We start from the raw sequence: 25,147 nt of genomic DNA, 5'->3' as shown, positions 1-25,147 counted from the left end.
GCGCGGGCGTCTTGATTTATTTGAGAGTACCCAAGAATCGCTGACGCGCGCGGGTCCGTCAAATCACATTTTCTGCGACCGGTATGTTTGTATATTATGGCGACGTCACCGGCTCCCCCTGCTCCCCCGTTCCCCCGCCGATCATGAAGATTCGCCAACTCGAAGCTTTTCGCGCCGTGATCCTGCGCCAGACGGTCACGCGTGCCGCGCAGATGCTGCACGTCTCGCAGCCCGCCGTCACACGACTGCTGAACGATCTCGAAGCCGATGTCGGGTTTGCTCTCTTCGACCGAAGCAACGGACGCCTGCAACCGACGCCCGAAGCGCTGGTCCTGTTCGATGAAGTCGAGCGGTCATTCGCCGGGATGGCACGCATCGCGCAGACGGCGGAACAGATCAAGTCGCTGCGGCGCGGTTCGCTGCACATCGCCGGTGCCCCCGCGATGGCACTCGATTTTCTGCCGATTGCGCTCACGCACTTTCTGCGCGAGCACCCGGGCATCAACACCACCCTGCTCGTGCATGCGTCGAACATCGTGGTCGATATGGTGCTGGGCCGCCGCTGCGATGTCGGCTTCGTTGCGCACCCGCTCACCCATCCGGGCTTGCAGGTGCAGCCGTTGCTACGCGTACCGATGCGCTGCGTGCTGCCGAAGGGACATCCGCTCGCCGCGCGCGAGATCATCACGCCGGAAGATTTGCGTGGCGAAGCGTTCGTGTCGTATCCGACCGAATCGGATGCAAGGCTCGATATCGACCGCGTGTTCGCCGAACGTGGTGTGGATCGCGTCATGAGCGCGGAGTCGCAACTCTCCGCTGCGGTGTGCACGCTCGTGGAACATGGCGCGGGCGTCTCGATCATCGACGGCATCACCGCGTCGTTCGCGACGCAGCGTGTCGAAGTCAGACCGTTTGCTCCGCAGGTCCTGTCGACGTTCTCGGCCGTGACCTCACTTCATCACCCGCCGTCGCAACTCGCACAAGCGTTTGTGCGGCACGTTCGCGCAGCGCTCGAAGCACGAAGCTTATCCACAGATTTTGTTCACAAGCCTGTGGACAACCCCGCACAAAGCGATGGCAAATCGTTGATTTAATTAGGAATGCGGGTGGAATGCGCGGCCGCGGTCAGCCTGACGCCACCAGCGTCATCGAAGTGTCCGCTAACTTTCAGCGGAAGTGGCGCGTGGAGCACGCGCCACGACAAGTGAGATTTTCAGGCCTTGCCGCCGGCCGCTTCAGCAGCGGTCGCGGCAGTGGCAGCCGTCGCGGCCGTCGCAGCGGTCACGAACGCCTGCGCGTCGCCGCGCAGTTGCCCATTGCGTTCGCGTACGACGCGGTGGATCAACTCCCACGTCGTCTGCGCGACCGGCGAGAGCGACCGATTCTTGCGGCGTGCGAGCACGATGGCCCGCTCGAATGCCGGCAGCAGCGGGCGCACGGCCAGCGTCGAATTCTCCGGCAGCGGCAGCGCAAACGGCGGCAGGATGCTGACACCCAACCCTTCCTGCACCATGCGGAAGATGGTGCTCACATGCCCCAGCTCCTGCGTGATGGTGCCCTGCACTTTCTGCGTCGTCAGTGCGCGGTCGATCAGCGGGCGGCTGCCCGAGCCCTGATTGAGCAGCACGAGATTTTCACCTGACAACTCCGACCAATGCACTGCCGCTTGCGTCGCGAGCGGGTGATCGGTGCGGCACACCAGACAGAACGGCTCGCTCATGAGCAGTTCGGTATAGAGATCGTCAGCGCCTTGCGGGGCGACGACAATGCCGAAGTCCACATCGCCCGCGCGCACGCTGTCGAGCACGGCGCGTTGCATCTGGTCGACGAGTGCGAGCGCGATGTCCGGATAGGTTGCCTGCGAGGCGAGCAGCACACGCGGCATGAGCGTTGCGGAGATCGTCGGGGCGGCGCCGACACGGACCCTGCCCGTGGTGCGGGCTTCGGCACCGTGCGTTTGCAGCAGTGCGATTTCCAGTTCGTCGAGCACGCGATCGAGACTGCCCGCGAGCGTCACACCGGCGTCGGTCAGCGAAACTTCTCGCGTGGTGCGATCCACGAGCCGCAGGCCCAGTTGGGCTTCCAGTTCGTTGATGCAACGGCTGATGGCCGGTTGTGTCAGGCCGATCTCGGCGCCCGCGCGGCTAAAGTTCTTGCTGCGCGCCACGACCATGAAGACCTTGAGTTGTCTCAGCGATACGTTCATGTGCTAGTGCCCTGCCAGTAAGTAAGCAAACCAGCCACCGCAGTGGCGCTGGCGCGCCGTTGAAGCCGGCGCGCCCCGAGACCCCTGCTGCGTCAGGCCGCCGCCTTGACCATCTCCTCCACCACCTTCTTCGCGTCGCCGAACACCATCATCGTCTTGTCGAGATAGAACAGTTCGTTATCCAGCCCGGCGTAACCGGCGGCCATCGAACGCTTGTTCACGATGATCGTCTTGGCCTTGTAGGCTTCGAGAATCGGCATGCCGGCAATCGGCGATTGCGGATCGTTCTTTGCCGACGGGTTCACCACGTCGTTCGCGCCGAGCACGAGCACCACGTCGGTCTGACCGAATTCGCCGTTGATCTCGTCCATTTCCAGCACTTGATCGTAGGGGACTTCAGCTTCTGCGAGCAGCACGTTCATGTGACCCGGCATACGGCCCGCCACCGGGTGAATGGCATAACGCACGGTCACGCCCTTCTCCACCAGCTTGTCGGTCAGTTCCTTGAGCGCGTGCTGGGCACGTGCGACCGCCAAGCCGTAACCCGGCACGATCACGATCGATTCCGCGTTGCTCATCAGGAACGCCGCGTCGTCAGGCGAGCCCGATTTCACCGGACGTTGCTGCTGTTCGCCGCCTGCGGCCGCAGCACCTGCCTGTGCGCCGAAGCCGCCGAGAATCACGTTGAAGAACGAGCGATTCATGGCCTTGCACATGATGTACGACAGAATCGCACCCGACGAACCCACCAGCGAACCTGCAATGATCAGCATCGGGTTGTTCAGCGAGAAGCCGATACCGGCGGCAGCCCAGCCCGAATACGAGTTCAGCATCGACACCACCACCGGCATGTCGGCGCCGCCGATCGGGATGATGATCAGCACGCCCAGCACGAAGGCGATGGCCGTCATGGCGACGAACGGCGTCCAGCTTTGCGAGACGAAGAACGCACCACCGAAGGCCAGCATCGCAATCGCCAGCGCCAGATTCACCATGTGCTGGCCTTTGAAGACCACCGGTGCGCCTTGGAACAGACGGAACTTGTACTTGCCCGAGAGCTTGCCGAACGCGATGACCGAGCCCGAGAACGTGATCGCGCCGACGAACGTGCCGATGAACAGCTCGATGCGGTTACCCGGCGGCAATGCTTCCCCCGCAGCCACGATACCGAACGCAGCCGGTTCCGCGACAGCGGCAACGGCGATACACACTGCCGCGAGACCGATCAACGAGTGCATGGCCGCGACCAGTTCCGGCATCTTCGTCATCTCGACTTTGCGAGCAACGTAAGCACCGATACCGCCGCCCACGACGAGACCCGCGAGGATCAGGCCGAGGCCCGAGTAGTTGCCGTTCGAGAGCTTGCGCAGTTCGAAGATCAGCGCCAGCGTGGTGAAGGCCGCGATGGCCATGCCGATCATGCCGAACGCGTTACCGCGACGTGCCATTCTCGGATTCGACAGGCCCTTGAGCGCCTGAATGAAACAGATCGACGCGACCAGATACAACAGCGTCACAAGATTCATGCTCATATCAGTGGGCTCCCTTTGCGGCCGAATCATTGTCTACGGCCGCTTCGCTTAACGCGCCGCCATGCGGCGCATTAGCCTGCGACGACGCTCCGCTACGCTGCGCGGTAACGGCCTTAGCGGGCGCCTTGTCTTTCTTCTTGAACATCTCGAGCATGCGCTGCGTGACGAGGAAGCCCCCGAATACGTTCACCGCTGCCAGTGCCACCGCCACGACACCCATCGTCTTGCCCAGACCGCCTTCGGTCAGGCCAGCCGCGAGCATGGCACCCACGATCACGATGGCCGAAATGGCGTTCGTGACCGCCATCAGCGGCGTGTGCAGTGCCGGTGTGACGTTCCACACCACGTGATAGCCGACGTACACCGCCAGCACGAAGATGATCAGATTGATCACCGTGTGATTGATCATTTCCATTCTTATGTCTCTCCCTTAAGCGGCGCGCAGGACTTGGCCGTCGCGGCACATCAGGCACGCGGCAACGATGTCGTCGTTGGTATCGATGACGAGCTTGTTTTCCTTGTCGATCACCAGCTTGAGGAAGTCGAGCACGTTGCGCGCATACAGGGCCGACGCGTCAGCCGCGACCATGCCTGCGAGGTTCGTGTACCCGGCAATCGTCACGCCGTGCACCTTCACGATCTCGTCGGCCACCGACAGCGGGCAATTGCCGCCGCCGTTGGCACCACGCCCTGCCGCCAGATCGATGATCACGGAACCGGGCTTCATGGCTTTGACGGTGTCTTCAGCGATCAGCGTCGGCGCAGCACGCCCCGGGATCAACGCGGTGGAGATCACGATGTCGGCTTGCGTCAGGCGCGTATGCACCAACTGCGATTGGCGGGCGAGCCAAGCCGCAGGCATCGGACGTGCATAACCGCCCACGCCTTTGGCGATCTCGCGTTCTTCGTCAGTCTCGAACGGCACGTCGATGAACTTCGCGCCAAGCGATTCGATCTGCTCGCGAACCGCCGGACGGACGTCCGACGCTTCAATCACTGCACCGAGACGCTTGGCCGTGGCAATGGCCTGCAAGCCGGCAACGCCAGCGCCCAGCACAACGAGGCGCGCAGCTTTGACCGTACCGGCCGCCGTCATCAGCATCGGCATGAAGCGCTGATACAAATTGGCGGCAAGCATCACGGCCTTGTAACCGGCAATGTTGGCCTGCGAAGACAGCACGTCCATGCTTTGCGCACGCGTGGTACGCGGCGCAGCTTCCAGTGCGAAGCCGATGATGCCGGCGGCCGCCATGCGGGCGTTGTTCTCGGCATCGAACGGGTTGAGCATGCCGACCACGGCCGCGCCACGCGCGATCTGGCCGACTTCGGCAATCGACGGTGCGCGTACCTTCAGCACGAGTTCCGCGCCGAATGCGTCGGCCGCACTACCGGTCGCAGCACCCGCAGCGACATACGCCGCATCGGGGACGCTGGCCGAATCGCCTGCACCTCGCTCTACGGTGACGCGATGCCCTGCGCCCACCAGCTTCTTCACCGTTTCCGGTGTGGCCGCGACGCGGGATTCGCCGCCGACCGTCTCCTTCGGAATGCCAATATGCATGGTTATTGTCTCGGGGTCTGGGCCCCTGTCGTGTTGTAAAACTCAGGCCAGCACGGAGCGCGGCGGTTGCATCGAACGTCCTTCATTGGCCGCTTCGAAGCAGCGCACCTTCGTGCAGTGAATCAGGTCACACAGAAATTCCGGCTCGTAGGCACGCAGCAGGTGCGGCTGATGCCCATCGAGATACGCGCCGATCAGCACAAGCTCGGCATGGCGCAGCGCTTGCGCCGACGCCCCTTCGAGATAGGCCAGCGGCAGGTCGTCGTTGCCCGTCGTGCGCAACAACCAGTGGTAGGTGGGGTGATCCCAGTGCCAGTCGAGACCCAACTCGACAAACGCGTTGTTGAACGCATGCAGATGGGCATTGGCAACCGGGGCCAGGGCGGCGGGTTTGATATGCGTTTCGATGACAGACATGATGGCGCTCTCCCAAATCAGTGATCGTCTCCAGAACACGCGGACCCGCCTGTACTGTGCGTAATCGAGTGGTTTCGGGTGATTTCTTCACCCCCTCGTTCACGCTTCTGTCATGCGGGCTGCCATTGCAGATTACGCAGCCCCACCTATAAAAGACAGTTAAAGTTAATTATGCAAACCATCTACGATTGCTTATACTTCATCGCATGAAAAACGCCACGCTCCGCCAGTTGAAGGTCTTCGAAGCTGTGGCGCGCCATCTGAGCTTCTCGCGCGCCGCCGAAGAACTCCACCTCACGCAACCGGCCGTCTCGACCCAAGTCAAGCAACTCGAGACGCACGCCGGACTGCCGCTATTCGAACAGCTCGGCAAAAAGATCTTTCTCACGCCGGCGGGCAGCGAAATGCTGCACTACAGCCGCGCCATCATTGCCCTCTTCCGCGAAACCGAAGAGGCAATGGATCACCTCAAAGGCATTACCGGCGGCAAGCTCAACGTGGCCGTCATCAGTGCGGGCGACTACTTCTTCCCGCGTGTGCTGGCCGCCTTCACCGCGCAGCATCCCGGCATTACCCTCAACCTCACGGTGCACAACCGCGAGGAACTGCTGCACCAGTTGACCGAAAACCTGACCGATCTGGCCGTGATGGTGCGCCCGCCGCACGAGATCGATACCGTCAACGAAGTTTTCGCGCCGCACCCTTACGTCATCGTCGCGCCGCCCGACCACGCGCTCGCCGGACTTCGGCAGATCCCGTTTGCGCGCCTTGCGGCCGAGCCGTTCATCTGTCGCGAGCGCGGCTCCGACACGTGGAACTCGATGCAGGACGCCTTCGGCCATCGCATGTCGCAGTTGCAGATTGCGATGGAGATTTCGAGCACCGAGACCATCAAGCAGGCCGTCATTGCCGGCATGGGCGTCTCGTTCCTGTCGGCTCACACCGTCGGCATGGAGCTTCAGACCGGCAACCTCGTCGTGCTCGACGTGCAGGGCTTTCCGGCATGGCAGAGCTGGTACATCGTGCATCGGCGCAGCAAACGCCTGCCGCCCGTCGCCCACGCGTTCCGCCAGTTCCTGCTCACCGAGGGCGCGGCCCTGATCGACGGCATGATGGCTTACAAGAGCCCCCTGCCGCCGCCCGAAGCGGCTGACCGGCCGGACAGGTCCGACACCGCTCGCTGATATCCCCGGATGCATGCGGCAGTCCGGCCGTTCGCGCGATACGTCTCGCGAAATGCCGGACTGCCGAATGAAAAAGGGCGATCGACTCAGGCCATTGCCACCCCGGCCGACCACCGTGAAATCAGTGCATCAGCCCATGCGGTTGGCGAGCGTGCCCAGACCGTCGATGCTCACTGCCACCAACTGGCCTTCCTTCATCGAGCCCACGCCGACCGACGTGCCCACGGCGATCACATCGCCGGGCAGCAGCGTCATGTCTTGCGAGATGCGCGAGACCTGCTCCCACGGGTTGAAGATCATGTCTGCGAGCGGATAGCGCTGGCGTTCCGTGCCGTCCAGTTGCGTGACCAGTTCCGCTTCGCGCCAGTCGAAATCCTGTGCGATCACCGGCCCGATACAGCCGAACGTGTCGTAGCCTTTCGCGCGGGTCCACTGCGCAAAATTCTCGTCTTCGCCGATGATTTCAGCGGCCGTAACGTCGTTGACCAGCGTGTAGCCGAGGATGTGATCGCGCGCCGCTTCCACGCTGACGTTGCTCGTGCGCTTGCCGATCACGATGCCCAGCTCGCCCTCGAAGACGATCTTCCCCGCATACGCGGCGGGACGGCGAATCACCTCGTTCGGGCCGAGCAGCGTCGTGGCAGGCTTGATGAGAAAGAGCGGGTGCGAGGGCGCGGCCTTGCCGAGCTTCGCGCCGAGCGCGTGATAGTTGTTCCACAGCGCGACGATCTTCGACGGCTCGCACGGGCACAGCAGATCGACCGAATCGCGCGCAATCGTGGCGCCCGTGGCGATCGGCGCGTCGTAGAGACTGCCGCGGTGTTCGAGGATTTGGTCGCCCTTGAGAAGGCCAAAGCCGATGCGGCCGTGGGCGGTCTTGAAACGGGTCCAGAGCTTCATGCGTTTGCCATTCCGGTAACGGTCCGGCGACGCGGCACACCTGAGCATGCGCGCGCCGGACGCGACTTCTTGAGGTCATTCACACTGCGCCGACTTCGCGCAGTGCCGCGATCTGCTGCGAGCTATAGCCGAACTCCGAGAGCACATCATCCGTGTGTTCGCCAAGCAGCGGCGAGCGTTCCACGTGCGTCGGGCTGTCGGAAAGCTTGATCGGGTTGCCCACCGTGAGGTACTTGCCGCGCTTCGGGTGATCCACTTCCACGATCGTGCCCGTCTCGCGCAGCGACATGTCCTCGGCGATTTCCTTCATCGAAAGAATCGGGCCGCACGGAATGTCGTACTCGTTGAGGATGTTCATGACCTCGAACTTCGTCTTGGTCATCGTCCAGAGTTCGATCGTGTCGAAGATCTCGCGCAGACGCGGCAGGCGCGCGCGCGGCGTGGCGTATTCCGGGTGCTCCACCCACTCCGGCTTGCCAATCACCTTGCAGATCGAGCCCCACACCGGCGCTTGCGTAATGAAGTAGATGTAAGCGTTCGGGTCCGTCTCCCAGCCCTTGCACTTCACAATCCAGCCCGGCTGGCCACCGCCCGAGGCATTGCCTGCACGGGGCACCGCATCGCCGAACTGACCGTTCGGGTATTGCGGGTATTCTTCCATCACGTTCGTGCGTTCCAGACGTTGCTGATCGCGCAGCTTCACGCGGCACAGATTCAGCACACCGTCCTGCATCGCTGCCAGCACGCGTTGCCCCTGCCCCGTCATCGTGCGCTGATAGAGCGCCGTCACGATGCCGAGTGCCAGATGCAGACCCGTGCCCGAGTCGCCGATCTGCGCGCCCGTCACCATCGGCGGGCCATCGTCGAAGCCCGTCGTCGAGGCGGCACCGCCCACACACTGCGCCACGTTCTCGTAGACCTTGCAGTCCTGATACGGGCCGGGGCCGAAGCCTTTCACCGAGGCCACGATCATGCGCGGGTTCAGTGAGTGGATGTGTTCCCACGTGAAGCCCATGCGATCGAGCGCGCCGGGCGCGAAGTTCTCCACCAGCACGTCGCAGTCGCGAATCATGCGCTCCAACACCGCCTTACCTTCCGGGTGCTTCGTATCGAGCGTGATCGAACGCTTGTTGCTGTTGAGCATCGTGAAATACAGACTGTCGGCGTCCGGGATGTCGCGCAGTTGATCGCGCGTCACATCGCCGTGGCCCGCGCGTTCAATCTTGATGACGTCCGCGCCAAACCAAGCCAGCAGCTGCGTGCAAGTCGGTCCCGACTGCACGTGTGTGAAGTCGAGGATGCGCACGCCTTCGAGTGCCTTGCTCATGATCGACCCCTGTCGTTAGCGAATCAGCGCCTGCGCAGCAATGCCATGCGCAGGAACGGGTCGATGGCCCTGAAGACCCGCCTCGCGGCGCGTCTGCAACAGGGTGTCGCCAGCGAAAACGCTGACGGTATTCGGACATGCGATGGCGATGAATGCCATGGTTGTCTCCTCCTCGGGCTCGGCTGCAAGGGCCGTTATGTTGGTATTTGGTTGTGATATACAGTATTTCATACACGATATTTTATCAACGGCTATTTTTTGCCGATGCGGGATGCTGCAATGCGAAATGAATGAGCAAATCCCCGCCAAATACCAATGTTTAAAAGGATCCGCAGCGCAGCAATTAAAAAAGCCCCGGCCTTGGATAGGGGTTTACAGGCATGCCGCTAACGTTGGACGAGACGGATCGGGGCCCCTTCTCGAGGCGAGTTGAACACTGTCTGAGCAGCGAGAAGGGGCCCCGGTCTGTCTGGGGGGAGGTTTTAAAGGGGGGATGAAAACCGGGACGGAAAGCGGGAAAAACAGAACCTGCCGCGAGTGCGGCAGGCGTGCATCAACACATGAGGGGCAGAATCAGGCGCGGGTACTGCTCAGCTCGCCGACTTTGGCTTCGAGTTCAGCGAGCCGTTTGCGGAGTTGGCGGTCTTCCTGAAAGCGGGCGGTCTCGTCGCGAATGACGGCGACGATGCCGCTCACCTGCCCTTGCGCGTCGCGCAACAGGGCCACGGTAAAAGCAATCGACATCGCGCGCCCATCCTTGTGCGTCGCCGGCACCTTCAACAAATCGCTGCCGTACTTCGTTTCGCCGGTGGCCATGGTTTTTTCATAGCCTTCGTTGTGACGATGGCGCAGGCGTTCCGGGATGATGATGTCCAGCGGTTGCCCGACCGCTTCGCTGGCCGTGAAGCCGAACATCTTTTCGGCGCCGGCGTTCCACAACGTGATGATGTTCTTCGGGTCGGCCACGACGATGGCGTCGCCGACGACCTGAACCAACTGTGCTGCGTCCACCGATGCGCTCATGGTGTCTCCTGCTGTTTTGTGGGGGATGATGCGTAGTTGCTAAAACATGCCACAAAAATACATGAATCAAAAGACAATGCGGTCCCGAAAAAGCGACAACAGGTGCCGCCCCCGAAAAAGGTGCGGCACCTGCACAACTACCTACGTCAGTTCATAACAACCGATTAGATCGCCTTGGCGGTATGCAGCTTGCCAATCTGATCCTTGCTGTAGCCCAGCTCGGCCAGAATTTCTTCCGTGTGCTCGCCCAGCAGCGGCGACCCCGTGATTTCCGGCTTCAGGCCCGAGAACTTGATCGGGCTGCCGACCGTCAGGTACGAACCGCGTTCCTTGTGCGGCACTTCCACGATCGTGCCCGATGCGCGCAGCGACGGATCGTTCGCGATTTCCTTCATCGACAGCACCGGTGCGCAAGGAATATCGAACTTGCGAAGGATGTCCACTGCTTCGAACTTCGTCTTGTCGGCGAGCCATTCTTCGATCGTCTTGAAGATGTCGAAGATGTGCGGCTGACGGGCTTGCGCCGTAGCGTAGTTCGGATCGCTGATCCACTCCGGCTTGCCCAGTGCGCGGCAAATCGGTTCCCAGGCGTGGCCCTGAATCGTGAAGTAGATGTAAGCGTTCGGGTCCGTTTCCCAGCCCTTGCACTTCAGCACCCAGCCCGGTTGGCCGCCGCCGCCGGCGTTACCGCCACGGGGCACCACGTCGCTGAACTCGCCGTGCGGGTACTGCGGATACTCTTCCAGGAAGCCGACACGGTCCAGACGCTGCTGGTCGCGCAGCTTCACGCGGCACAGGTTGATGACCGAATCTTGCATCGACACGGCCACCTTCTGACCACGGCCCGTCTGGCCGCGACCGATCAGCGCCGTCAGAATACCGATCGCCAGGTGCATACCCGTGTTGCTGTCGCCCAGTGCTGCGGCCGACACCGTGGGAGGACCGTCCCAGAAGCCCGTCGTCGAGGCTGCACCACCGGCGCACTGCGCCACGTTTTCGTAGACCTTCAGGTCTTCGTAGTGGTGACCGTCCGAGAAGCCCTTCACCGATGCCACGATCAGCTTCGGGTTCAGTTCGTTCAGACGCTCCCACGTGAAGCCCATGCGGTCCAGTGCGCCCGGTGCGAAGTTTTCCACCAGCACGTCCGATTCACGCACCAGCTTCTCCAGCACTTCCTTGCCTTCCTGCGTCTTCGTGTCCAGCGTCAGCGAGCGCTTGTTGCTGTTGAGCATCGTGAAGTACAGCGCGTCGGCCTCGGGAATGTCGCGCAGTTGATTACGCGTCACGTCGCCCGAACCCGGGCGCTCCACCTTGATCACGTCCGCACCGAACCATGCCAGCAACTGGGTGCAGGCCGGGCCGGCTTGCACGTGCGTGAAGTCGATGATCTTGATGCCTTCGAGGGGTTTGCTCATGTCATGTCTCCTTAATTGACTCGAGTTACTTTTTCATCGCCGCGCTTTGCGGATTCAGATTGGTCAGGCGGCCGCTTTCCGTGCCCGCCGCTTCGTCGATCACGGCGTTGATCAGCGTCGGCTTGCCCGACTTGATGGCGTCTTGCAACGCCTTCGTCAGTTCTTCCGGCGTCGTGACGTGGTAACCGATGCCACCGAAGGCTTCGATCATCTTGTCGTAGCGCGCGCCCTTCACGAACACCGTCGGGGCCACGTCCTTGCCACCGGTCGGGTTCACGTCGGTGCCGCGATACACGCCGTTGTTGTTGAAGATGATCGTCGTGACCGGCAGGTCGTAACGGCAGATCGTTTCCAGTTCCATACCGCTGAAACCGAAGGCGCTGTCGCCTTCGATCGCCACCACCGGCTTGCCGCTCGTCACGGCTGCGCCGATCGCGAAGCCCATGCCGATACCCATAATTCCCCACGTACCCGAGTCAAAGCGCTTGCGCGGCTGGTACTGGTCGATGATGCTGCGGGCATAGTCCAGCGTGTTCGCGCCTTCGTTCACCAGGTTGATGTCCGGGTACGCTTTCAGCACGTCGCGAATCGAGCGCAGTGCGCTGTGGAAATTCATCGGCGACGGATTCTGGTCGAGCGTTGCAGCCATCTTGGCCAGATTCTTGTTCTTGCGTTCCGCAATCGCGCCCGTCCACTCAGCACTCGGCTTGCCGAAGTTGCTGTCGATGCCGGCCAACAGTGCCGACACGCACGAGCCGATATCGCCGATCACCGGTGCGGCGATCGCCACGTTGCTGTCGATTTCCGTCGGCGAGATGTCGATCTGCACGAACTTCTTCGGTGCGGCGCCCCACGTCTTGCCCTTGCCGTGCGCGAGCAGCCAGTTCAGGCGAGCACCGATCAGCACCACCACGTCAGCTTCCTGCAACACGAACGAGCGTGCGGCGGCCGCCGATTGTTCATGCGTATCGGGCAGCAGGCCCTTGGCCATCGACATCGGCAGATACGGAATGCCCGACTTTTCCACCAGCGCGCGAATATCTGCGTCGGCTTGCGCGTAGGCTGCGCCCTTGCCCAGCAGAATCAGCGGACGCTTGGCGTTCTTGATCACGTCGAGTGCGCGCTTCACCGAGTCCGGTGCCGGGATCTGACGCGGTGCCGCGTCGATCACACGAATCAGCGAATCTTTCGCCTTCTGCGCATCGAGGGTCTGAGCCAGCAGCTTGGCCGGCAGGTCCAGATACACGCCACCCGGACGGCCCGACACGGCTGCGCGAATCGCACGGGCCACGCCCACGCCGATGTCTTCTGCATGCAGCACGCGGTAGGCGGCTTTGCAGTACGGCTTGGCAGCGTTGAGCTGGTCCATCTCTTCGTAATCACCCTGCTGCAAGTCGACGATCTCGCGCTCGCTCGAGCCGCTGATCAAGATCATCGGGAAGCAGTTGGTGGTGGCGTTCGCCAGTGCCGTCAGGCCGTTCAGGAAACCCGGTGCGGACACCGTAAGGCAAATGCCGGGCTTCTGGGTCATGTAGCCAGCAATGGCGGCAGCGTTGCCGGCGTGCTGCTCATGACGGAAACCGATGAAGCGCATGCCTTCCGCTTGCGCGAGGCGGGCCAGATCGGTGATGGGAATCCCCACCAGACCAAAGATAGTGTCAATGTCGTTCGCTTTCAGGGCATCGATGACCAGATGGAAACCATCAGTCGTTTCTGCCTCGGACACGATGTTCGCGTGTCGGCTGCTGTCTTTGAGCGTGTCGCCCGCGGTGTTGTTTTCCGCCTTGCCGACTGGCACGGTCATCGCAATGGACATAATTCTCTCCTCCAATTTTTCCGGTTTCAGTGTTGCGTCGTCTTTCGCTGACGATTACTTTAGGACTTCAATACTGTCTTGCATGCCGCGCGCGCTACCCCGTTAAGTCTGGTGGTGTCGCGCGCGGCACTCCTGCCGGCGCCTGTTCCTCAGGTCGTACTGCGGGACAAGTCTGCTGGTTTGGTAATGACCTCGTCGGCGCGGGCACTGCTGTCCGCGTAACGTTGGGCCAGTCGGGCGCGCATCGGCTTGAGCACGAAGAGCGCAAGTACGGCGGCCGTGGCATTCATGACGACTGCAATCATGAACACGGCGTGCCAGCTACCTGTTGTGGCGGTGATGACGCTGGTAAATGGCACCAGCAATGCGGCCGTCCCCTTGGCGGTGTAGAGCATGCCGGCGTTGGTCGCGGCGTACTTCGAACCGAAGGTGTCGGCGCAAGTGGCCGGGAACAGGCTGTAGATTTCACCCCAGGCGAAGAACACGAGACCCGTGAGAATCACGAACGCGACCGGGTGTTGACCCCAGACCGACAGTGCGTAGATACCCGCGGCTTCCATCGCGAAGGCGATGAACATCGTGTTTTCACGACCGATCTTGTCGGAAATCCAGCCGAAGATCGGACGCGTCACCCCGTTCAGTACCCGGTCGATGGCCAATGCGAAGGTCAGTGCCGGCAGCGTCAGGCCCATCAGCGAGACAGGCGTGCCGTCCAGACCGTAGTCCTTAGCGATCGGGCCGAGCTGAGCCGTTGCCATCAGACCGCCAGCGGCCATCAGCACGAACATCAGATACATCAGCCAGAACACCGGGCTGCGCATGACTTCGGTCGGCTTGGCGTCGTAGCGGCGTGCACCCGGGGCGAGCTTCTTGAGTGCCTCGAAGGCGGCCGGCGGCGCAGCGAGCGCGAGACCCAGTACCAGCACGATGATGCCCTGGCCAAGACCGAACACCAGGAAGGTGTTTTCGTAGCCGCTGCTCTTGATCATGTTGGCAATCGGCACCACGGTCAGGGCCGAGCCTGCACCGAAGCCCGCTGCCGTCAGCCCTGCGGCCAGACCCCGGTTTGCCGGGAACCACTTGAGCGCGTTACCCACGCAAGTGCCATAGACAGCACCGGCACCGACACCCCCCACTGCCGCGGCGAAATACAGCATCGCCAGCGAATCGGCATAGGCATTCAACACCCACGCCACCCCGCAAAGCAGACCGCCGCCCACTACCACCGGACGCGGACCGAAGCGGTCGACCAGATAGCCTTCAATCGGCACCAGCCACGTTTCGGTGACCACGAAGATCGTGAATGCCACCTGAATGGCCGTGCGGCCCCAGTGATACTTTTCATCGATCGGATTGACGAACAGCGTCCACCCGTATTGCAAGTTGGCGATCATCGCCATACAAATCACGCCGAACGCGAGCTGAACCCAAGGGCTCGCGAACACGGATGTCTTACCGTGTTGATTTGTCGTCTCCACTTGTACCTCCTCCATCGGTTTTCAGTTGTTTGACAGCTTCACAACAACAACACCTTCCGGATGGGGTCTATGCCCCCTGGGTATGCTTTTACGAGGTCTTGGCCTCGTCGACTTTGTCTCTGATGCTTGCGATGCGACGTCGTCCACCGCAAATATACCGAACGAAATATACGATATATCAGATATAAGTCAACACTAATTTATTGCTTTTCTCGCTATCCCCCTCGCGTGCCGCAGGCGTTTTCGGTCCATTGTTTCGAAAACGTCCACGGCACGCGAGGCACTGTTCCAAGTGGCGGCTAGATACAGTAAGGCAACTGTAGGCTGGAGCGCCGCAACAACGCAATGCGAAAATACTAAGGAGTTAACCTGATCCGGGAGGCACGCTGGATAAGGCGCTCCGCCCTTTTATATCGGCATCCTTGAGGATTTTTAAAACGAGCACAAGACGATATTTTTGATAATTTCTCTCACAAGAACTTCCTATCGCCGAAGGCTCGACCTCGCTGTAACACACCGTAATAATTCACTCGCCCACCGCTTTTCCCGTCAATTCATCTGCACGCATTGACGGTCGCGCTCACACATCCCTCCCCCCCTTGGCAGACCGACCGCGGGGAAACCATGACACGTTAAGTGACAGGAAAGCTTGGTGCTTCCCGCCTTGTGATATACGATATACAACATTTGATATTAGAAAAATAAAAGGCCAAGTTTCGATTGACCATTTGTGGAGGGAGACTTCATGAAGATTTGCATCTATGGCGCCGGTGCCATCGGTGGTTATCTCGGCGTGCAGCTTGCGCGCGCCGGGGCCGATGTCAGTCTGGTGGCGCGCGGACCGCATCTCGCGGCGATGCGTGAGCACGGACTCAAGTTGTTGATCGACGGCGAAGAACGCGTCGCCCAGCTGCGTTGCACCGATGACCCGCGTGAGCTCGGTCCGCAGGACTACGTCATCATCGCGCTCAAGGCGCACTCGGTGCCGGCGGTACTCGACGCCATGCAGCCGCTCATCGGGCCGGACACTGCGGTGGTAACCGCCGTGAATGGCATTCCCTACTGGTACTTCTATAAGCACGGCGGCGCGCTGGAGGGCAGCACCCTCGAGAGCATCGATCCGGGCGGCCGTCAGTGGCGCCAGCTCGGCCCCGAACGCGCCATCGGCTGCGTCGTTTATCCGGCCACCGAAGTCGTCGCGCCCGGCGTGATTCAGCACGTGTACGGCAACAAGTTTCCGCTCGGCGAAGCCAGCGGTGAGCGTACGCCGCGCGTCGAAGCGCTGGCAAAAATCATGACCGAAGGCGGACTCGACGCCCCGATTCGCGAAAACATCCGCGATGAGATCTGGCTCAAGCTGTGGGGCAACCTCTGCTTCAACCCGATCTCGGCGCTGACGCACGGCACGTTGGACATCATCGCCAGCGATCCCGGCACACGTGCCGTCGCCCGCGCGATGATGCTCGAAGCCAAAGCGATCGGCGACAAACTCGGCGTGCATTTCCGCGTCGACGTCGAGCGCCGTATCAATGGTGCCGGTGCCGTGGGTTCGCACAAGACGTCGATGCTTCAGGATCTCGAGCGCGGCCGGGCGATGGAAATCGATCCGCTCGTCTCCGTCGTTCAGGAAATGGGCCGCCTCGCCGCCGTACCGACCCCGACGCTCGATGTCGTGCTCGCGCTGATTCAGCAACGCGAGTTCATGACCCAGCCCGATGCCGTCGCCGCTGCGCAGGCACGGCTGGCCAAGGCCGCCTGAGCGAACTTGCTCGAACTGGGGCGAGCCCGAGCCGTTAGCGGGAAATCGCTACTGATATAGGGTGTGTGGCAGGCGGGCGCGTTGCACTTCGCTTGTCACGCACCCTATCTATATAGCAGGGCCGGTTGCGGCAACAACCTCAGGGTGGCCCCGCCGCAGTCGTGCCCTGCCCCGTCGGTCCCGATTTGTATTTGGCCCTTTTTGGGCACCTTCGCCGCTTGCCTGCCGGATGTACGCAATACCGGCTGTGGTTTCGCGGCAACGCAATATCACCGTTTTCCCCTTTTTGAGGACACCTTCGAGCACGCGACTGACAGCGCACGATCAGCGCGTCCCGAAATCCACACTCTTGCACGCCAACCGGACACTTGAGGAGGTCAGCGCCGCGCATCGACCCGCCCGGCACTATCGGAAAAAGAGACAAAATCGGCCTATCGACTGGGGGTGACACCCATAGAATGTCCCGAAAAACGATAAATTTTGATATTCCGTATGTAGTATATCTTGAGACTTGCTGCGTTGCGACATACAATGCAAAGCAAGTTCTCCCCCACGTACTGATCAATTTTCGTCTTTCAGGAGTGTCATCATGTTTGTCGCTGCGCTGACTTTGCTCGCCCTCGCTGCCGCCCTCGCCACCGGTATTGCCATGGTTCATCTGTATGCATCGCTGCCGGCGTCGATGCTTGAAAAGGCCGAGAAGAACGGCCGCTTCGCTTACCTGGCGGAAACCACGCAGGCAATCGAATCGGGTAAACTCGTCACGAAGCCGGCAACCGTCGTGGGGCAGCAAGCATTGCGCCTCTGAGGAGGCCGTAATACCTAGGAGACTATTGCATGTCCCTGATCACCCCAACTCCGGAGCGAGTGACACCACTCGCGCTGGGGCCGATCGATACCACCACGAGTTTTCGTAATCAGGCGTATGCGCGGCTGAAAAAAGCCATCGCCGACGCTGATATCTATAACCGGAAAGAAGAGATCCGCCTGGACGAGCGTCAGCTCATCCAGGAGCTTGGCGTTTCGCGCACACCGATTCGCGAAGCGATGACCTTGCTGGAACAGGAAGGTTTTCTGCGCACCGTGCCGCGTCGTGGCATCTTCATCATCCGCAAGACCAAGCGTGAAATCGTCGAGATGATTCAGATGTGGGCCGCCCTCGAAGGTATGTCGGCCCGTCTGGCAACACTGCACGCATCGGATGACGAAATCGCGAAGCTGCGTCATCTGTTCGATGAATTCGTCAATGCACCGCCGACGGATCACATCGAAGAGTATTCCGACGCCAACATCGACTTTCATCAGGCGCTGATCAATCTTGGCGGCTCGCAAGCGATTGCGAACACCATCAAGAACCTGTTCATTCACGTACGTGCCATCCGTAAAGTAACGATCGCTCAGAACGACCGGGCCGCACGCTCGATTGTCGACCACCTGAAGATCATTACCGCACTGGAAAAACGCGATACGGAACTGGCCGAGAAGCTCGCGCGCGACCACACCCTCGGTCTGGCCGCGTTCGTCGAAGAGCATTGCGACTTCCTCGACTGATCGATCTGTATGGCGACTGACGTCCGCCAAGCGCATCGCATCTGCGCACAAAGAAAGCCAGCCGCACACTCGTGCCGCTGGCTTTTTTGTTTCCTCGCGCCTCTGCGCCGACTCCACGGCATACTCTATTAGCTGCCCTCTCTTCGTCGCGCTCGCCGACGCCCCGCTTCACCTCGTCTTTCGCATCGTCGCGTTACCCAAATCACCCGCACCCCGGCGACCTCGGGTAAACGAGCCTGCCAAACCCCCTCCCAAACTATTGCACGTATACCGTATATCATATATCGTGTTTCACATACTGATGCTTCGGCACCGACAAGACGGCCACTCCCCATGCCGCCCCAGACGTGACGAAGCGCCGCCCGGGAAAGTGGGCGACAAGCCGCTCGCAGATCAGCGAGGCTTGGCAGTTCCGGTTCATGATGTAAGCAACGGGCGAGAGGCCAGCTCGTGCGGCATATGGTGGGGGCTATGTGCCGCACACGCATCCGGCGTCAACGCTAATCGCTAGACCCGAGCCGCGTCTTCCGGATGCGTTTTTATCGGGCCTCTCGCCCCGGGGCAAGCCGAACAGGTTTGCCGGAATTTAATTGCGGTAGACAAAACATATTCATACCCGCAGGTGCGCCGTCCCCCCGGCAAGCCAAACAGGAGACAACTGCCATGCGCGAGGCTTATTCCGTCGCGACGGTGCAAGCGATTCTGGACGCTCATGCAGCGCAGGAAGGGCCGCTATTGCCCATCCTCCACGACGTTCAGGAAGCCTTCGGCTTCGTTCCCCCGGACGCCGTGCCCGTTATCGCCAACGCCCTCAATCTCTCGCGCGCCGAAGTTCACGGCGTGATCACGTTCTATCACCACTTCCGCACCAGTGCGCCGCCGCGCCACGTGGTGCAGATTTGTCGTGCCGAAGCCTGTCAGAGCATGGGCGCCGATGCCCTCGTGGCGCATGCCGAGCGCGTCATCGGTTGCGCGATGCACGCCCATAGCGGCGACGTCGCGCTCGAACCCGTGTTTTGCCTTGGCCAGTGCGCCACGTCGCCGGCCATCACCATCGACGACAAGCTGCACGCGCGCGTCACCCCCGAGAAATTCGACCGCCTGCTCGCCCGCGCGAAGGATGCCGTATGAGCCAAGCTCCCGCCCAATCCAGCCCATCGACCGGCACCGTGCGTCTCTACCTGCCGCGCGACTCTGCCGCCCTCGCCCTCGGTGCCGATGAAGTCGCCGAGGCCATCGTCGCTGAAGCGGCCGCACGCGGCATCGCCATCGAGCTGGTGCGCAACGGCACGCGCGGCATGCTCTGGCTCGAACCGCTGCTCGAAGTCGCCACGCCGGCAGGCCGCGTCGCCTACGGCCCGGTCGAAGTCGACGACGTGCCGGCCCTGTTCGATGCAAACGTCATCACCGGCGGCGATCATCCGCTCGCACTCGGTCTGACCGAAGAAATCCCGTATCTGAAGCAGCAGGAACGTCTCACGTTCGCTCGCGTGGGCGTGACCGATCCGGTCTCGGTCGACGATTACGTCGCCCACGACGGCTATCGCGGTCTGCGCAACGCCCTCGCCATGGACGGTGCCACCATCGTCACGCAAGTGACCGATTCGGGCCTGCGCGGCCGCGGCGGCGCAGCCTTCCCGACCGGTATCAAGTGGAAGACCGTGCTGAACACGCCGTCGGCGCAGAAGTACATCGTCTGCAACGCCGACGAAGGCGACTCCGGCACGTTTGCCGACCGCATGCTGATGGAAGGCGATCCGCTCGTGCTCGTCGAAGGCATGACGATCGGCGGCATCGCCGTCGGCGCCACGCGCGGCTATATCTACGTGCGCAGCGAGTACCCGCATTCGATCGATGTGCTCAATGAAGCTATCGTCAATGCACAGGCCGCCGGCTACCTTGGCGAGAACATCCTCGGCTCGGGCAAGACGTTCCATCTGGAAGTGCGCAAGGCCGCCGGCGCGTATGTCTGCGGCGAAGAAACCGCGCTGCTCGAGAGCCTCGAAGGCAAGCGCGGTGTCGTGCGCGCCAAGCCGCCGCTGCCCGCCATCGAAGGCTTGTTCGGCCAGCCGACGGTCATCAACAACGTGATCTCGCTGGCCTCGGTGCCGATCATCATGGATCGCGGCGCCGACTTCTATAAGAACTTCGGCATGGGCCGCTCGCGCGGCACGCTGCCGATTCAGCTCGCGGGCAACATCAAGTACGGCGGCCTGATCGAGAAGGCCTTCGGTGTCACGCTGCGCGAGATTCTGTACGACTACGGCGGCGGTGCCATCACCGGCCGTCCGCTGCGCGCGGTGCAGGTCGGCGGCCCGCTCGGCTCTTATCTGCCCGAATCACAGTGGGACACGCCGCTCGACTACGAAGCGTTTGCCGCGCTGTGGGCCGTACTCGGTCACGGCGGCATCGTGGCCCACGACGACACCGTCGATCTCGCCAAGCTGGCGCGCTACGCGATGGAGTTCTGCACCATCGAATCGTGCGGCAAGTGCACACCGTGCCGCATCGGCTCGACGCGTGGCGTCGAAGTGATGGACCGGATCATCGACGGGCGCGACCGCCCCAAACAGATCAAGCTGCTGCGCGACCTGTGCGACACCATGCTGGCCGGCTCACTGTGCGCAATGGGCGGCATGACGCCCTACCCCGTGCTGTCGGCACTGAACCATTTCCCCGAAGACTTCGGCGCGGCTGAAGCATCGAACCAGCCGACTAAGGCCGCCTAGGAGAGCCCTCACCATGATGGACCCGATGTTCGAAAAGGATTACGGCACGCCGCGTCGCGAGTCGCAGAAAGAAGTCACACTCGAGATCGACGGCGAGCAGATCACCGTGCCCGCCGGCACGTCGATCATGCGTGCGGCGTCCGAAGGCGGCGTGAATGTGCCCAAGCTGTGCGCCACCGACTCGCTGGAGCCGTTCGGCTCGTGCCGCCTGTGTCTGGTGGAAATCGAAGGCCGTCGCGGCTTCCCCGCGTCGTGCACCACGCCCGTTGAGCCGGGCATGAAAGTGCGCACGCAAACGCCGAAGTTGCAGGAGCTGCGCAAGGGCGTGATGGAGCTGTACATCTCCGATCACCCGCTCGACTGCCTGACCTGTGCGGCCAACGGCGACTGCGAGTTGCAGGACATGGCGGGTGTCACCGGCCTGCGCGAAGTGCGCTACGGCTTCGACGGCGCCAACCACTTCGACAGCCAGAAAGACGAAACCAACCCCTACTTCACCTACGACGCCTCGAAGTGCATCGTCTGCAATCGCTGCGTGCGCGCCTGTGAAGAAACGCAGGGCACTTTCGCGCTGACGATCTCGGGCCGCGGCTTCGAAGCGCGCGTGTCGCCGGGGCAGGATCAGCCGTTCATGGATTCGGAATGCGTGTCGTGCGGCGCCTGCGTGGCCGCCTGCCCGACCGCAACGCTGCAAGAGAAGTCGGTCATTCACCTCGGTCAGGCCGAGCACGCCAAGGTCACCACCTGCGCCTATTGCGGCGTCGGCTGCTCGCTCAAGGCGGAGATGAAGGGCAATGAAGTCGTGCGCATGGTGCCGCACAAGGACGGTCAGGCCAACGAAGGCCATGCCTGCGTGAAGGGCCGCTTTGCATGGGGCTACGCCACGCACAAGGACCGCATCCTCACGCCGAAGATCCGCAAGAAGATCACCGACCCGTGGCAGGAAGTGTCGTGGGACGAGGCACTCGACTACGCCGCGTCGGAGTTCAAGCGCATTCAGGCCAAATACGGCCGCGACTCGATCGGCGGTCTGGTGTCGTCGCGCTGCACGAACGAGGAAGACTACCTCGTGCAAAAACTCGTGCGCGCTGCCTTCGGCAACAACAACGTCGACACCTGCGCCCGTGTGTGCCACTCGCCGACCGGCTACGGCCTGAAGGCCACGCTCGGCGAATCGGCCGGTACGCAGACGTTCAAATCGGTGGAACACTCCGACGTGATTCTGGTGATGGGTGCGAACCCGACCGACGGTCACCCGGTGTTCGGCTCACGCATGAAGAAGCGTCTGCGCGAAGGCGCCAAGCTGATCGTGATCGACCCGCGCCGCATCGATCTGGTGAAGAGCCCGCACATCCACGCCGACTACCACCTGCAACTGCGCCCCGGCACGAACGTAGCGATGGTCAACGCCCTCGCCCACGTAATCGTCACCGAAGGCCTGATGGCGGATGACTTCATCGCCGAGCGCTGCGAAGACCGCGCCTTCGGCCAATGGCGTGACTTCGTCACCCGTGCAGAGAACTCGCCGGAAGCCACGGAAATCCACACCGGTGTGCCGGCGCATCTGGTGCGTGGCGCCGCGCGTCTGTACGCCACGGGCGGCAACGCAGCGATTTACTACGGGCTGGGCGTGACCGAGCATGCGCAAGGTTCCACGACGGTGATCGGCATCGCCAACCTCTCGATGGTCACCGGCAACATCGGCCGCGAAGGCGTGGGCGTGAACCCGCTGCGCGGTCAGAACAACGTGCAAGGCTCATGCGACATGGGCGCGTTCCCGCACGAACTGCCGGGCTATCGCCACGTTTCGGACGCGAGCGCGCGTGCACTGTTCGAAGCCGAATGGGGCGTCGAGCTGCAAGCGGAGCCGGGCCTGCGGATTCCGAACATGTTCGATGCCGCACTCTCGGGCACCTTCATGGGCCTGTACTGCCAAGGCGAAGACATCGTTCAGTCCGACCCGAACACGCAGCACGTGACCCACGCGCTGGAGCAGATGGAGTGCATCGTCGTGCAGGACATCTTCCTGAACGAAACCGCCAAGTACGCCCACGTGCTGCTGCCCGGTTCGTCGTTCCTGGAGAAGGACGGCACGTTCACCAACGCCGAGCGCCGTATCTCGCGCGTGCGTCAGGTGATGCCGCCGCGCGGTGGCTACGCCGACTGGGAAGTGACGATCATGCTCGCCAAGCGTCTGGGCTACGAGATGAACTACTCGCACCCGTCGGAAATCATGGACGAGATTGCCCGCCTGACGCCGACCTTCAGCGGCGTGAGCTACGCCAGACTCGACGAGTTGGGCAGCGTGCAATGGCCGTGTAACGCCGAAGCGCCGGAAGGCACCCCGGTCATGCACATCGACGAATTCGTGCGCGGCAAGGGCAAGTTCCTGATTACGCAGTACGTGCCGACCGACGAGAAGGTGACGCGCCGCTTCCCGCTCATTCTGACCACGGGCCGGATTCTGTCGCAGTACAACGTCGGCGCGCAGACGCGTCGTACCGACAACAACCACTGGCACAGTGAAGACCGGCTCGAGATCCACCCCCATGACGCGGAAGAGCGCGGCGTGAAGGATGGCGACTGGGTCGGCATTCAGAGCCGTGCCGGCGAGACGGTGCTGCGCGCGATCGTGAGCGATCGCATGCAGCCGGGCGTGGTGTACACGACGTTCCACTTCCCGGAGTCGGGGGCCAACGTCATCACGACCGACAACTCGGACTGGGCGACCAACTGCCCCGAGTACAAGGTGACGGCGGTGCAGGTCTCGCCGGTGGCACAGCCGTCGGATTGGCAGCGCCAGTACTCGGACTTCAACCGTCAGCAGGAAGCGTTTCTGGGCCACGCACAAGGCGCGGCCGAAGCGAACGCGGGGTAAGTTTGGCCGGGTTTGTGTAAGGAGCAACCAGGACAATCCGCGTCCATCGCCGGGTGCCGGCGGGCTTCATCGTCCAACGCCATGAGACGATGCGGCGGACGCAGGATTGTCCACGGGCCGGCCCCGTGCAGCGGACCAGTCAAGTGACGGATTAGCGGACCAACGCAAAGACAGCGGATTACGAGAGGGGACAGAACAGATCATGGACACCGACAATCTGGTCAAGATGGCCAATCAGATCGGCGATTTCTTCGAGACGATGCCCGACCGCGACGAAGCGCTCGAGAGCATTGCGGGGCACTTGCGGCGCTTCTGGGCACCGCGCATGCGCATGACGATTCTCGAACATCTCGAATCGACCGACGGTCACGGCATGCGCGAAATCGTGGTGGCGGCCATTACGGCCCATCGTGCGGAGCTTTGGCCGCGCGGGTGAATGCAGGAAAAACCGGTGCCGGAGAATGTCTCTGGTACCGGCTCATGCACCGAGTTTGATCAGGACCGCGCCGCCCACGACCAGACTGCACGCCACCAGACGGCGCGCGTTGAGCTTCTCGCGCAGGAAGAGCCAGCCGAGGAGCACCGCAAAGATGGCACTCGATTCGCGCAGCGCCGAGACCACACCCATCGGCAGAAATTGCAGCGCGAACACCACCATGCCGTAAGCGCACTGCGCGACCACCCCAGCCCCGAGCGCCTCGATCACGCGCCGGCGCGGCGCAAAGAACATTCCGCGCCAACCGCCCCGCAATTTCCACACGCCCCCGACGAGCGGCACGCTGGCGAACAAATAGGCCCACGCGATATAGCCGAAGCCGTTGCCGTTCGACATCCGCACGCCAAAGCCATCCACGACCGTGTAGGCCGCGATGAACACGCCGGTGAGCAAGGCGGCAGGTACGCTATCACCCGAGAAACGACGCCCGCGCAGCGCGAGCGTGAGAATGCCGGCGCAGATACATGTGATGCCGAGGGCGGCGGTGCCGGAGGGCCACTCGCCCGCGAGCAACAGCGCCGCCCCGGAGATCAATAAGGGGGAGATGCCCCGCGCAATCGGATAGATCTGCCCGAATTCCCCTACCCGATACGCGCGGATCAGCGCCACGGTATAGCCGACCTGCGCACACGCCGACAGCAAGATCAGCGGCCAGACCTGCACCGGTGGCAGCGGCAACAACACGATGCCGACCACGGCCGCAAGGAATTGCGGCACCGCCATCAGGCCGATTTGCCAGACGCGGTCGGGGCTTGCGTGGAGAAAGGCGTTCCAAGTGGCGTGCATCAGTGCAGAGAGCAGCACCAGCAGCACGATAGGCGTAGTGGTCATTAACGGGGTAGCGGGGCAACGGGTCGACGGGGGGCGGTCGGGGC

The 25,147-nt window shown here is 62.2% G+C and carries 22 protein-coding genes; 9 read left to right on the top strand and 13 right to left on the bottom strand.

Annotation, left to right across the window (positions count from 1 at the left end):
• Positions 1 to 143: 143 nt before the first annotated feature.
• On the top strand, positions 144 to 1,094 hold the full coding sequence (locus PIN31009_RS08495; RefSeq protein WP_246185565.1) for a LysR substrate-binding domain-containing protein: 951 nt from the start codon (positions 144 to 146) through the stop codon (positions 1,092 to 1,094).
• Positions 1,095 to 1,213: 119 nt separating this feature from the next.
• On the opposite strand, the gene PIN31009_RS08490 is transcribed toward PIN31009_RS08495, so the two are convergent.
• The 5 genes from PIN31009_RS08490 to PIN31009_RS08470 all read right to left on the bottom strand — a co-directional run bounded on the left by PIN31009_RS08490 (position 1,214) and on the right by PIN31009_RS08470 (position 5,716).
• Positions 1,214 to 2,206, bottom strand: a complete 993-nt coding sequence (locus PIN31009_RS08490) for a LysR family transcriptional regulator (protein WP_246185564.1) — start codon at positions 2,204 to 2,206, stop codon at positions 1,214 to 1,216.
• Positions 2,207 to 2,298: 92 nt separating this feature from the next.
• Positions 2,299 to 3,738 carry an NAD(P)(+) transhydrogenase (Re/Si-specific) subunit beta gene (locus tag PIN31009_RS08485; protein WP_150789935.1) on the bottom strand — a complete coding sequence of 480 codons (1,440 nt, stop codon included), beginning with the start codon at positions 3,736 to 3,738 and terminating at the stop codon, positions 2,299 to 2,301.
• A 1-nt stretch (position 3,739) separates the two neighbouring features.
• A complete protein-coding gene (locus PIN31009_RS08480; RefSeq protein WP_150789934.1) occupies positions 3,740 to 4,153 on the bottom strand; it encodes an NAD(P) transhydrogenase subunit alpha part 2 in 414 nt (137 codons plus the stop codon).
• A gap of 15 nt (positions 4,154 to 4,168) precedes the next feature.
• Entirely contained in the window at positions 4,169 to 5,299 is a 1,131-nt protein-coding gene (locus PIN31009_RS08475; protein WP_058379630.1) for an NAD(P) transhydrogenase subunit alpha, read from the bottom strand.
• Between the two features lie 42 nt (positions 5,300 to 5,341).
• The gene (locus tag PIN31009_RS08470) at positions 5,342 to 5,716 is read right to left on the bottom strand and encodes an HAD family hydrolase (RefSeq protein ID WP_087688422.1); all 375 of its coding nucleotides are present in this window, start codon (positions 5,714 to 5,716) and stop codon (positions 5,342 to 5,344) included.
• 206 nt (positions 5,717 to 5,922) lie between these two features.
• On the opposite strand from PIN31009_RS08470, the gene PIN31009_RS08465 reads away from it, so the two are divergent.
• On the top strand, positions 5,923 to 6,900 hold the full coding sequence (locus PIN31009_RS08465; protein ID WP_058379632.1) for a LysR family transcriptional regulator: 978 nt from the start codon (positions 5,923 to 5,925) through the stop codon (positions 6,898 to 6,900).
• Between the two features lie 129 nt (positions 6,901 to 7,029).
• On the opposite strand, the gene PIN31009_RS08460 is transcribed toward PIN31009_RS08465, so the two are convergent.
• The 7 genes from PIN31009_RS08460 to oxlT form a co-directional block, all read right to left on the bottom strand.
• The gene (locus PIN31009_RS08460; RefSeq protein ID WP_150789933.1) at positions 7,030 to 7,800 is read right to left on the bottom strand and encodes a fumarylacetoacetate hydrolase family protein; all 771 of its coding nucleotides are present in this window, start codon (positions 7,798 to 7,800) and stop codon (positions 7,030 to 7,032) included.
• 79 nt (positions 7,801 to 7,879) lie between these two features.
• Complete coding sequence (gene frc, locus PIN31009_RS08455; protein WP_058379634.1) at positions 7,880 to 9,127, bottom strand: formyl-CoA transferase; 1,248 nt, start codon at positions 9,125 to 9,127, stop codon at positions 7,880 to 7,882.
• Between the two features lie 15 nt (positions 9,128 to 9,142).
• Positions 9,143 to 9,286: a hypothetical protein gene (locus PIN31009_RS27860; RefSeq protein WP_174996032.1), complete on the bottom strand. Its 144-nt coding sequence runs from the start codon at positions 9,284 to 9,286 to the stop codon at positions 9,143 to 9,145.
• A gap of 414 nt (positions 9,287 to 9,700) precedes the next feature.
• Complete coding sequence (locus PIN31009_RS08450; protein ID WP_150683813.1) at positions 9,701 to 10,150, bottom strand: PAS domain-containing protein; 450 nt, start codon at positions 10,148 to 10,150, stop codon at positions 9,701 to 9,703.
• Positions 10,151 to 10,314: 164 nt separating this feature from the next.
• Positions 10,315 to 11,565, bottom strand: coding sequence for a formyl-CoA transferase (gene frc, locus PIN31009_RS08445; RefSeq protein ID WP_058379636.1), 1,251 nt, complete (start codon positions 11,563 to 11,565; stop codon positions 10,315 to 10,317).
• 25 nt (positions 11,566 to 11,590) lie between these two features.
• Complete coding sequence (gene oxc / locus PIN31009_RS08440; protein ID WP_217426772.1) at positions 11,591 to 13,381, bottom strand: oxalyl-CoA decarboxylase; 1,791 nt, start codon at positions 13,379 to 13,381, stop codon at positions 11,591 to 11,593.
• A gap of 149 nt (positions 13,382 to 13,530) precedes the next feature.
• Entirely contained in the window at positions 13,531 to 14,874 is a 1,344-nt protein-coding gene (gene oxlT, locus PIN31009_RS08435; protein WP_174996031.1) for an oxalate/formate MFS antiporter, read from the bottom strand.
• A 730-nt stretch (positions 14,875 to 15,604) separates the two neighbouring features.
• Here oxlT and PIN31009_RS08430 point away from each other — a divergent pair.
• From PIN31009_RS08430 to PIN31009_RS08400, 7 genes are all read left to right on the top strand, one after another.
• Positions 15,605 to 16,618: a 2-dehydropantoate 2-reductase gene (locus tag PIN31009_RS08430; protein WP_087688428.1), complete on the top strand. Its 1,014-nt coding sequence runs from the start codon at positions 15,605 to 15,607 to the stop codon at positions 16,616 to 16,618.
• 589 nt (positions 16,619 to 17,207) lie between these two features.
• Positions 17,208 to 17,426 (top strand): hypothetical protein, encoded by a 219-nt coding sequence (locus tag PIN31009_RS08425; RefSeq protein WP_058379639.1) that lies wholly within the window; start codon positions 17,208 to 17,210, stop codon positions 17,424 to 17,426.
• Positions 17,427 to 17,455: 29 nt separating this feature from the next.
• The gene (locus tag PIN31009_RS08420; protein ID WP_058379640.1) at positions 17,456 to 18,169 is read left to right on the top strand and encodes a GntR family transcriptional regulator; all 714 of its coding nucleotides are present in this window, start codon (positions 17,456 to 17,458) and stop codon (positions 18,167 to 18,169) included.
• 663 nt (positions 18,170 to 18,832) lie between these two features.
• Positions 18,833 to 19,300, top strand: a complete 468-nt coding sequence (locus PIN31009_RS08415) for a formate dehydrogenase subunit gamma (RefSeq protein WP_058379641.1) — start codon at positions 18,833 to 18,835, stop codon at positions 19,298 to 19,300.
• Complete coding sequence (locus PIN31009_RS08410; protein WP_150789932.1) at positions 19,297 to 20,898, top strand: formate dehydrogenase beta subunit; 1,602 nt, start codon at positions 19,297 to 19,299, stop codon at positions 20,896 to 20,898. Before PIN31009_RS08415 ends, PIN31009_RS08410 begins: the two co-directional genes overlap by 4 nt.
• A gap of 13 nt (positions 20,899 to 20,911) precedes the next feature.
• The gene (fdhF, locus tag PIN31009_RS08405) at positions 20,912 to 23,776 is read left to right on the top strand and encodes a formate dehydrogenase subunit alpha (RefSeq protein ID WP_150683810.1); all 2,865 of its coding nucleotides are present in this window, start codon (positions 20,912 to 20,914) and stop codon (positions 23,774 to 23,776) included.
• A 202-nt stretch (positions 23,777 to 23,978) separates the two neighbouring features.
• Complete coding sequence (locus PIN31009_RS08400; RefSeq protein ID WP_150683809.1) at positions 23,979 to 24,212, top strand: formate dehydrogenase subunit delta; 234 nt, start codon at positions 23,979 to 23,981, stop codon at positions 24,210 to 24,212.
• 42 nt (positions 24,213 to 24,254) lie between these two features.
• Here the strand turns inward: PIN31009_RS08400 and PIN31009_RS08395 are convergent, their stop codons facing one another.
• On the bottom strand, positions 24,255 to 25,103 hold the full coding sequence (locus PIN31009_RS08395) for an EamA family transporter (protein ID WP_150789931.1): 849 nt from the start codon (positions 25,101 to 25,103) through the stop codon (positions 24,255 to 24,257).
• Positions 25,104 to 25,147: the final 44 nt, after the last annotated feature.

Source organism: Pandoraea iniqua, assembly GCF_902459685.1.
Lineage (GTDB): Bacteria > Pseudomonadota > Gammaproteobacteria > Burkholderiales > Burkholderiaceae > Pandoraea > Pandoraea iniqua.
Note: the sequence above shows the minus strand (reverse complement) of the source record. Positions and strands in the feature narration are given on the sequence as shown.